The organism is Puniceibacterium sediminis, from assembly GCF_900188035.1.
GTDB lineage: Bacteria > Pseudomonadota > Alphaproteobacteria > Rhodobacterales > Rhodobacteraceae > Puniceibacterium > Puniceibacterium sediminis.
Genome location: NZ_FZNN01000052.1, coordinates 1 through 2,432 on the forward strand (window position 1 = coordinate 1; position 2,432 = coordinate 2,432).

3 protein-coding genes are annotated in these 2,432 nt (G+C 62.2%); all 3 read right to left on the minus strand.

Annotated elements, in window-relative coordinates; all coding sequences use genetic code 11:
- A partial coding sequence (gene tnpC, locus CHB75_RS21075) for an IS66 family transposase (protein WP_089274114.1) occupies positions 1 to 1,512 on the minus strand: 1,512 nt, incomplete at its 3' end.
- Between the two features lie 69 nt (positions 1,513 to 1,581).
- Positions 1,582 to 1,935, minus strand: a complete 354-nt coding sequence (tnpB, locus tag CHB75_RS21080; protein ID WP_089274116.1) for an IS66 family insertion sequence element accessory protein TnpB — start codon at positions 1,933 to 1,935, stop codon at positions 1,582 to 1,584.
- A complete protein-coding gene (tnpA, locus tag CHB75_RS21085; RefSeq protein WP_089274118.1) occupies positions 1,932 to 2,354 on the minus strand; it encodes an IS66-like element accessory protein TnpA in 423 nt (140 codons plus the stop codon). Before tnpA ends, tnpB begins: the two co-directional genes overlap by 4 nt.
- Positions 2,355 to 2,432 lie beyond the last annotated feature (78 nt).

Consider the following 2,432-nt stretch of genomic DNA (forward strand, 5'->3'; position numbering starts at 1 on the left):
CTTTCGGAGTGTGGCGGCGACATAGGCTTCGGGGTTTACGGCGTTCAGGCGACATGTGCCTATCAGCGAGGCGACACGCGCCCATGTCGCGGCGCCCTCGATTGAACCGGCGAAGAGTGCGTTTTTTCTCGTCATGGGAACGGGTCTGATGGCGTTTTCGACGCCGTTGGTGTCCATCTCGAGGCGGCCGTTGGAGAGGAACCGAGTGAGACCGTTCCAACGCTTCAGTCCATAACGGACGTGCCGCGTGAGCTCGCTGGCGGAGGAGAGGTCGTCAAGGCGCGCTTCCAGCCATGGCCGCAGTGCGTCGACGATCGGCTTGGATAACTCTCGACGGACGGCCTTGCGGGTTTCGGGATCTTTGCCACGGATCGTCTTCTCGATAGCGTAGAGCTGAGCGATGCGTGCGACCATCTCGTCGCATATTGGCGACGGTGTGTCCTGCCCGAACTTCACGAACCGGCGCCGCCAGTGGGTCCAGCAATACGCAATATCCCATGGCTTCTCCGTTTTCTTCGGATCGGCGAGAATGTCATATCCGGGATGGCCATCAACCATCAGCGTGCCAGGGGCAAACCCTTCGAGGATGCCTTGCGCGACCTCGCCGCTGCGACTTCGGGAGTGGTGGAACACCACAATGGGGGGATCGCCACCGCCCCAGCCACGCTGATCGCGCAGAACCACCCAGAGGTAATCCTTGCGTACCCTACCTGTCCCCGGCGCCAGCACCGGCACGATGGTCTCGTCCATTTGCAGGTGGTCAGACCGTTTCAGCGAGGCGATCATGTGATCGATCACTGGCTGCAGCAGCTGCGCCGCACGTCCCGTCCAGTTCGCCAGCATGGTTCGGTCGAGATCAATGCCTTGCCGACGGTAGATGTCAGCCTGGCGATAGAATGGCAGGTAGTCGGCAAACTTGGAGACCATGGAATGCGCCACCAGAGCCTCCGTCGGCAGGCCGCGCGGCACCAGCCATTCAGGCGCCGGTGCCTGGGCATGGGAGGCGCCATTGCAGGACCGGCAAACGTATTTCGGGCGGATCGTGACCAGCACGCGGAACCGGGCCGGGATTACATCCAGACGCTCACTGCGGTCTTCGCCTACCTTGACCATCTCGCCGCAGCCGCAAGGACACAGGGTGTTGTCCGGTTCGATGACCCGCTTGATCCGCTCGAGATGCGCTGGCAGATGGCCCTTGTTCTGCTTCGGGGCGCGGGCGCTCTTCTTGCGGTCCCCAAGGGCCTTCTCGGCCGCCTCGCTGGCTGCGGCCAGCATACCCTCGGCAACCTCGACATCTTCGAAGGGCAGATGCTGCTGGTCAGAATCCGACTTTTCGGATTTCGCACCGAACTTGTCCCGGCGAAGCTGCGCAATCATGCGTTCCAGTCGTGTTCGGGCCTCCTCGGAGGTGGCGAGGCGCGTCTCTGCCTTGATGCGAGCAGCCTCGGAGGCGGCAAGCTGCCGTTCGAGTTCGGCCACCTTGGCCGCGCTGATGACTCCGCTGGATTCCATGGCCAGAATATACCGCCCCGGCCATGGGGGCGCCGCTGCAAAATACGGCCCCGAGTCATCCTGTTGCAGCTATCCCGCAAGCCTCGGGCGCCGACGCCGTTCCGCCCGAACAGCCCGCCAGTCAATGCCTTCGAACAGGGTCGAGAACTGCGCTGGCGACAGCCGGATCATTCCGTCCGATGGCTTCGGCCACTGGAACGCACCGCCCTCGAGTTTCTTGTAGACCATCACCAGCCCCGTCTGGTCCCAGACCAGGCATTTCAGCTGATCACCGCGCTTGGAACGGAAGACGAAGATCGCTCCGCTGAAGGGATCCTGCCCAAGAACCTCCTGCACAATCATTGACAGACCAGCATGACCCTTCCGGAAGTCGACCGGCCGCGTCGCAAGATAGATCCGGAGCGGGCCGCCCGGCAGGATCACAAGGAGCCCCGGATCGCAACGATCGTACGGCTCAGATGGTTTGCATCGAAATTCTGCGGAACAATGACGCGGACATCACCGATTTCCAGCGTCAGAGTGCCAAAGAGATCACTGTCGGGGGCCCCAGGGGCGCCTGCCACCGACACCGGCAGAAACTCGAGCGCTTCATCGTCCGGCATCGGCAACAGCCCATCGCGCGCAGCACGGCGCCACGCATGCAGCTGCGGGGGCGAAACGTCGTGCTTTCGCGCAATGTCGGCAACAGACACCCCGTCGCGGTAAGTCTCAAGCACGATTGCCGCCTTTACATGCTCCGGCCAGCGCCGACGGCCTGTCGGACCCGTAACAACATCTATACGCCCAGAATACCCTTCGCCGTCACTGTGAAAACTTCCGTAAGTTTGTACATCACGATCCATAAGACACCTCCTGCTATGCAGGGCGCATCTCAGACAGTCGGCAGCTTCAAACAATGAGGGCGATGGCGCGGCGCTTAC